The following is a 6,918-nucleotide window of genomic DNA, read 5'->3' as shown; positions in this document are numbered from 1 at the left end:
GGAGAAGGTGGCGGTGAGGTTGTCGCCCCCGGACTCGATGAGGATCAGGTCCAGGGGGTGCAGGGTCTGCTCGAGGTGTTCGACCACTTCGAGGTTGGCGGAGATGTCGTCGCGGATCGCGGTGTGCGGGCACGCGCCGGTCTCCACCGCGGTGATCCGTTCCGGTGGCAGCACGGCCTCGCGGCGCAGGAAGGCGGCGTCCTCCTGGGTGTAGATGTCGTTGGTGACGACGGCGAGGGACAGCCGGTCGCGCAGGGTGCGGCACAGTGCGGCGACGGTCGCGGTCTTGCCCGAGCCGACCGGTCCGCCGAAGCCGATCCGCAGGGCGCGGTGGCCGCCGTCCGGGCGCCGCGGGTCGGCGCTGTGGGTGTGGCGGTGCGGCATGGTCACGGGAGGGTCGAGATGCACGGTGACTCCGGTGGCGCGTAGGGGTTTCAGGAGGCGAAGAGGCGTACGGTCCAGGCCGCGTGCTGTTCGCCGGTGATGTCCAGCAGGGGGGCGGAGGCGGCGGGCAGGACGCCGACGCCGGCCGTCGCGACGCGCGCCGCCGCGTCGGCCGCGGCTCCGGCGACCTCGTCGAGGTCGCCGGTGAGCCGGGCCAGTACCGCGGTGGCGTCGAACGGGTCGAGGCTCAGCAGCCGTACCGCGGCGGCCGCCGGTCCGCCGACGCTCTCGTACACGGCGGCGTGCGCGGCATCGAGGGGGGTGAGCCCGGCGGCGCGGGCCGCGACGCCGAGGACGACCGGTTGGTGGGCTCCCCGCGGCCGGTGGCGGGCGAGGTGGTCGAGGCCGGCGCAGGGCCAGGTGGCGCGGGCGGCGCGCATCATCTGCCGGCCGAGCCGGCGCGCGACGTGCCGCAGCGCCGGCACGGGGGTGCGGATGTCGGCGGCTTCGTCCAGGGCCAGGGCGTCGTGTCCGGTCGCCGCGGCGGCGGCGAGGCCGGCCGCCGTCAGTCCGGCGGTGTGCAGACGTCCGCGGCAGAACGCCTCCAGGCTCGCGGTGTCGTGCACGCCTCCGGACGCGACGGCGGCCTCCACCCCACCGGAATGGGCGTGCCCGCCGGCGGGGAAACGGCCGTCGGCCAGGACGAGCAGGGCGGAGCGGCTCATGGGGGCGGGCCCGCCTTTCGTGTCATGGGTCCGGCCCGGACGGAAGGGCCGGACGGAAGGATCGGACGGAAGGGTCGGACGGATGGGGGATCAGAAGAGGAAGTACCGCTGGGCCAGGGGGAGTTCCGTGGCGTAGTGCCGCCCGACCGGTTGCCCGTCCACCGTGGTGCGCACGTCCGACGTGGTGGCGCCGCCGATGGTGACGTCGAAGGTGTCGGGATCGATGACGATCTCGGGCAGGCCGTCGTTGTGGACCATGTCGGCCTTGGTCACGCCGCGGGTGGAGGTGATCGCGCGGAGCGGCTTGAGCAGTCCGATCCGGGACAGCTCGCCGTCCACGGCCGGTTCCGACACGAAGTTGAAGGAGTTGCTGCCCGGAGCCCGGCCGCTGGCTCCCCACACCGGCCGGGGCAGGAACGGCTGCGGGGTCGGGATCGAGGCGTTCGCGTCACCGATCTGCGCGTAGGCGATCTGGCCGCCCTTGATGACCATGTGCGGTTTCACGCCGAAGAACTTGGGCTCCCACAGCACCAGGTCCGCGAGCTTGCCGGTCTCGACGGAGCCGACCTCGTGGCCGATGCCGTGGGTGAGGGCCGGGTTGATCGTGTACTTGGCGATGTAGCGGCGGGCCCGGAAGTTGTCCGCGTCGGCGTCGTCCTCGCGCAGGTGTCCGTAACGGGTCTTCATGACGTGGGCGGTCTGCCAGGTCCGCATGATCATCTCACCGATGCGGCCCATGGCCTGCGCGTCGGAGGACATCATCGAGATGGCGCCCATGTCGTGCAGCAGGTCCTCGGCGGCCATGGTGGAGGGCCGGATGCGCGAGTCGGCGAACGCCATGTCCGCCGCGATCTCCGGGTTGAGGTGGTGGCACACGATCATCATGTCGACGTGCTCCTTGACGGTGTTGACCGTCAGGGGGCGGGTCGGGTTCGTCGAGGCGGGCAGCACGCTGGGCTCGCCGACCAGGCTGATCATGTCGGGCGCGTGACCGCCGCCGGCGCCCTCGACGTGGAAGATGTGCAGACTGCGGTACTTGACGTCCTTGGTCTTGCGGCGCTTCCCGGTCGCGGCGAGCGTGTGGCGCACGAACCCGGACTCGTTCAGCGAGTCGGCGTGCAGGGCGACCTGGACGCCGGTCTCGTCGCAGACCTTCAGCGCCGCGTCGATCACCGCGGGCGTGGCTCCCCAGTCCTCGTGGATCTTGAACCCGAGGGCGCCGGCGGCCACCTGGTCCCGCAGCGCCTTCTCCGACACCGTGCTGCCCTTGGCGAGCAGTCCGATGTTCACCGGATACGCGTCGAGCGCCTCGAACGTCCGCTGGATGTGCCACTTCCCGGGAGTGACGGTGGTGGCCGTGCTGCCCTCCGCCGGTCCGGTGCCGCCACCGATCAGCGTCGTCACGCCCGACGCGAGCGCTTCGTGGATCTGCCCGGGGCACAGGAAGTGCACATGGGTGTCGACCCCGCCGGCGGTCAGGATCCGCCCGTTGCCGGAGATCACCTCCGTCTCGGGACCGACGACGAAGTGCGAGGCGCGCGCGTCGTCGTGCGGCCGGGACGACATCGTCTCGGGGTTGTACGCTGTGCCGATCGCCCGGATCCGGCCGTCGCGCAGACCGACGTCGGCCTTCACCACACCCCAGTGGTCCAGGATCAGCGCACCGGTGATCACGGTGTCCACCGGCTTCCGCCGGTCGTCGCGCGGGATGTGCGACTGCCCCATCGACTCGCGGATCACCTTCCCGCCACCGAAGATCATCTCGTCGCCGCTGCGGCCGGGACCGCCGCACCAGTCCGCGTCGATCCGCAGGACGAGGTCGGTGTCGGCGAGCCGCACCCGGTCACCGGCCGTGGGGCCGTAGAGGTCGGCGTACCGGGACCGCTTCAGCGGGTCCCACGGCCGCTCGGTGTCATCGTGCGTCAAGGCGCTTCTCCCGTTCGGTCTTGCCGGCCCGCAGGCCCTCGACGATGCGGTCGCCCGCGAGGGGGACCAGCCGGACGGTGCGCTCGTCACCGGGCTCGAACCGTTCCGAGGTGCCGGAGGCGATGTGCAGCCGCATGCCGTGCGCCTTCTCGCGGTCGAAGGCGAGCTCCTCGTTGACCTCGGCGAAGTGGAAGTGGGAGCCGACCTGCACCGGGCGGTCCGACGGGTTGCTCACGAGCAGTTTCACGCTCTCGCGGTCCCCGTTGAAGGGAATCCGGTGCTCCTTGTCGTCCGGGAGCAGCTCCTGCTTGCCCGGATGCACGGTCACCTCGCCGTCCGGCTCGTCGAACGGGTCGTGAAGGGTCACCAGCTTCGTCCCGTCGGGGAACGTCGCCTCGACCTGGACGTTGGAGATCATCTCCGGTACGCCGTCCATGACCTCGCTGCGCCGCAGCACACGGCGTCCGGACTCCATCACCGAGTCGACCGTCGCCCCGGCCCGCGCCTCCTCGTAGACGTGCACCGTCAACAGCGCCATGGCCTCGGGATAGTTCAGCAGCAGCCCGCGCTCACGGCGTCCGCGGGCGACATCCGCCGCCACGTGCACCAGCAGACGTTCCTGCTCATGCGGAGTCAGGTGCATCCCGCCCCCTCCTGTCCCTGCTCGTCGCTTCGCCTGCGGGACGCGGGCACACCGGAGCACCCTGGTGCGATGTCTTCGCGGAGCCGCACGCCGTGACTGAATCATCGAGGGCGAAAGGTGCAGGGGCCAGGGAAAGCCGCTTCTTGGACCTGATGGGGTGAAACGGGATCACCGGGGGTGCGGGGGCGCGTTCGCCCCGCGCCCGAGCCACCCCGGTCCACCGTGACGCGCAGGTGGCGCCGCGCTCACGGGACCATGAGGGGGTCTTCCCCGCGGAGCGCGCGGTGCCGGCCCGGAGGCCTCCTCAGCCCCGCCTGCTCCTGGGGACCGACGGCACGGGGGAGTCGGTCTGCCGGAGCTCGGCCAGGAGTTCGCTCTGTCCGGCCAGCAGTTCGGTGAGGATCCGGCGGGCCGCGCGGAGCAGTTCGGCGACGTCGCCGCCGGCGAGGGCGTACCGGACGGTGGAGCCCTCCCGGATCGAGACGACGATGCCGGACCTCCGGAGGACGGCCAGTTGCTGCGAGAGGCTGGACGGCTCGATGTCGATGTCGGCGAGCAGGTCCCGCACCGGAACGGGCCCGTGCTGCAGCAGCTCCAGGACCCTGATGCGCACGGGATGCCCCAGCATGCGGAAGAACTCTGCCTTGGCCTGGTAGAGGGGGACTTGCATGGGTGCGCGCTCCCTGCCGCATCGGGGACGTTCTCCGAGGTGCGGCGGCGCCCCGGCAGACGCGCCGCCGCACGATGTGCCTGCGAGGCCGATCCTTCTTGCTCGGCGCGGTGCGCACCCACGGATTGGGATGATGTTGATGTGGCGACTTGAAGAAGTCTTCACATCATGGGCGCACGTCGGCCCGGTGCCGGGGCGTTCACACTTCCAGGTTCTCTTCGATCCGCTTGAGCTGGTGGCGGGCCATCGCCAGGTTCGACCGGGACTTGTCGAGCACGAGGTACAGGAACAGGCCGTTGCCGTTCCGGCCGGTGACCAGCCGGATGAGGTGGTACTGGCTGCCGAGCGTGATGAGGATGTCCTCGATCTGGCTCGTCAGCCCCAGCATCTCCATGGTGCGCACCTTGGCCCGGATGACATCCGTGTTGCCGGCCGCCGCGACGGTGAGGTCCAGTTCCTTGCCCCCGCCCAGCGTGCCCAGGGCCATGCCGCTGGAGTAGTCGACGACGGCCGCTCCGAGGGCCCCTTCGACGGCGGTCATGATTTCCTTCAGCGACACTTCCACACTCGCCATGACTGTTTCCCTCTTCGGTCGTTGCGTCGGTTGCACCGGCTCCGACGGGGCGGAGGTCCCCCTGGTCCGGTGGTGGCACCGTAGGCGGGCGGCACCGGCGCGAGAGCGTGTGTTTCCGGGGGTGACCCCTAATGACCGAACACTTGCGCCGGGGAACGACTGTTTGACCGAGGGTGGTTCGGAAAACTTCGATCGGGGCGTCCCGGGGGGTCGGCCGGTCCGGTACCGGTTGGCCCGGTACCGGTGGCCCGGTGGTGTGTCCCGGGAGAAGGGAGGCCCGCCCCCGGGGTTCCTCCGAGCCGGTCGCCGGCCGTCCGCGGGGAATCTTCGCGCAACCGCCACAACCCGATTCGATCCGCACGGAGTCGTGAAGGAAGGATGATCGCGGGCCGGGCGGTCCACGGAAAGGGCGGCCCTCCGAGTCGTACGGCCGGCAGGGCGGAAGCGGCCCAGCAGCCGGGCTGCCGGCGGGCGGGATCCCGCGAGGGCCCGGGCGGGCCATGGCCGGCACGGCCCCGCGCACCCGCCGGAGAACGCGCCGGAGAACGGTGCCCGCGCTCCCGGGGACCGCGGCGGCACCGGCACCCGTCGTGGCGAGCGGGGCGAGAGCCGCTAGGGTCGTCCCGGCCATGTGAGACCTCGTGAGACATGAGAGGGTCGGACGGGTGAGCGAGACACCACCGAACACCCTGCAATACCGCTTTGACGGGCCCGAAGAAGCCCCAGTTCTGATCCTGGGTCCCTCGCTGGGCACGACATGGCACATGTGGGACCGGCAGATCCCCGAGCTGACCAGGCAGTGGCGGGTCTTCCGGTTCGACCTGCCGGGACACGGCGGTGCCCCCGCGTACCCCGCGAGCTCGGTCGCCGACCTCGCCGCGCGGCTGCTCGCCACCCTCGACGGCCTCGGCGTGCAGCGCTTCGGCTACGCGGGCTGCGCGCTCGGCGGCGCCGTCGGCATCGAGCTGGCCCTGCGCCACCCCGAGCGCCTCGCCTCCCTCGCGCTGATCGCCGCCTCGCCCCGCTTCGGCACGGCGGACGAGTTCCGCCAGCGCGGGGTCGTCGTGCGCACCAACGGGCTCGACCCCATCGCCCGCTCCGCGCCGGACCGGTGGTTCACCGGCGGGTTCGCCGCCGCCCAGCCCGCGATCACCGAGTGGGCCGTGCAGATGGTGCGCACCACCGATCCCGGCTGCTACATCGCCGCCTGCGAGGCGCTGGCCTCCTTCGACGTGCGTCCCGAACTCGGCAGCATCGGCGTGCCGACCCTGGTGCTGGTGGGCTCGGAGGACCAGGTCACCGGCCCCGCCGAGGCGCGCACCCTGGTCGCCGGGGTCCCGGACGCCCGGCTCGCCGTCGTACCGGGCGCCTCCCACCTGGTGCCGGTGGAGCAGCCCGCCGCCGTCACCGACCTGCTGGTGAGGCACTTCTCCACCGCCTGGCAACCCGGGTTCGAGACCGCCACCGGCCACACCGTCCTGCCCGCGGCTGCCGCACCGGCGCCGGCCGCCGTCCCGCCGCAGCCCGCTCCCGTCGCCGAGATCGCCCCGCCCGCCGCGGTGCCGGAAGCACAGGGCAGACCCGACCCGTACGACACCGGGATCAAGGTCCGCCGGGAGGTGCTGGGCGACGCGCACGTCGACGGGCTGCTGGCCCGGGCCGACGCGTTCTCGGGCGAGTACCAGGAGTTCGTCACCCGTTACGCCTGGGGCGAGGTCTGGGACCGGCCCGGGCTCGACCGGCGCACCCGCAGCTGCGTCGCCCTCACCGCCCTGGTCGCCGGCGGCCATCTGGAGGACCTCGCCTCCCACACCCGGGCCGCCCTGCGCAACGGCCTCACCCCGGACGAGATCAAGGAGGTGCTGCTCCAGGCGGCCGTGTACTGCGGCGTCCCGGCGGCGAACAGCGCGTTCCGGGTGGCCCAGCAGGTGGTCCGCGAGGAGACCACGCCCCCGGAGTGATCCCGGAGTGATCCCGGAGCGGTTCCCGGGCACCC

The 6,918-nt window shown here is 72.1% G+C and carries 7 protein-coding genes; 1 reads left to right on the top strand and 6 read right to left on the bottom strand.

Annotated features, from left to right (window positions below; genetic code table 11):
• From B7L92_RS08380 to B7L92_RS08355, 6 genes are all read right to left on the bottom strand, one after another.
• The coding region (locus B7L92_RS08380; RefSeq protein WP_143626261.1) for a GTP-binding protein at positions 1 to 408 on the bottom strand (408 nt) is incomplete at its 3' end.
• Between the two features lie 26 nt (positions 409 to 434).
• A complete protein-coding gene (locus tag B7L92_RS08375; protein WP_081236815.1) occupies positions 435 to 1,109 on the bottom strand; it encodes an urease accessory protein UreF in 675 nt (224 codons plus the stop codon).
• A 90-nt stretch (positions 1,110 to 1,199) separates the two neighbouring features.
• The gene (locus B7L92_RS08370; RefSeq protein WP_081236814.1) at positions 1,200 to 3,035 is read right to left on the bottom strand and encodes an urease subunit alpha; all 1,836 of its coding nucleotides are present in this window, start codon (positions 3,033 to 3,035) and stop codon (positions 1,200 to 1,202) included.
• On the bottom strand, positions 3,022 to 3,678 hold the full coding sequence (locus tag B7L92_RS08365) for an urease subunit gamma (RefSeq protein ID WP_081236813.1): 657 nt from the start codon (positions 3,676 to 3,678) through the stop codon (positions 3,022 to 3,024). Before B7L92_RS08365 ends, B7L92_RS08370 begins: the two co-directional genes overlap by 14 nt.
• Before the next feature lie 304 nt (positions 3,679 to 3,982).
• Complete coding sequence (locus B7L92_RS08360) at positions 3,983 to 4,348, bottom strand: ArsR/SmtB family transcription factor (protein ID WP_004981306.1); 366 nt, start codon at positions 4,346 to 4,348, stop codon at positions 3,983 to 3,985.
• Positions 4,349 to 4,547: 199 nt separating this feature from the next.
• Entirely contained in the window at positions 4,548 to 4,922 is a 375-nt protein-coding gene (locus B7L92_RS08355) for a hypothetical protein (RefSeq protein ID WP_016823939.1), read from the bottom strand.
• A 665-nt stretch (positions 4,923 to 5,587) separates the two neighbouring features.
• On the opposite strand from B7L92_RS08355, the gene pcaDC reads away from it, so the two are divergent.
• Positions 5,588 to 6,883 carry a bifunctional 3-oxoadipate enol-lactonase/4-carboxymuconolactone decarboxylase PcaDC gene (gene pcaDC / locus B7L92_RS08350; RefSeq protein WP_081236812.1) on the top strand — a complete coding sequence of 432 codons (1,296 nt, stop codon included), beginning with the start codon at positions 5,588 to 5,590 and terminating at the stop codon, positions 6,881 to 6,883.
• Positions 6,884 to 6,918: the final 35 nt, after the last annotated feature.

This window comes from Streptomyces viridosporus, from assembly GCF_002078235.1.
Taxonomy (GTDB): domain Bacteria; phylum Actinomycetota; class Actinomycetes; order Streptomycetales; family Streptomycetaceae; genus Streptomyces; species Streptomyces viridosporus.
Note: the sequence above shows the minus strand (reverse complement) of the source record. Positions and strands in the feature narration are given on the sequence as shown.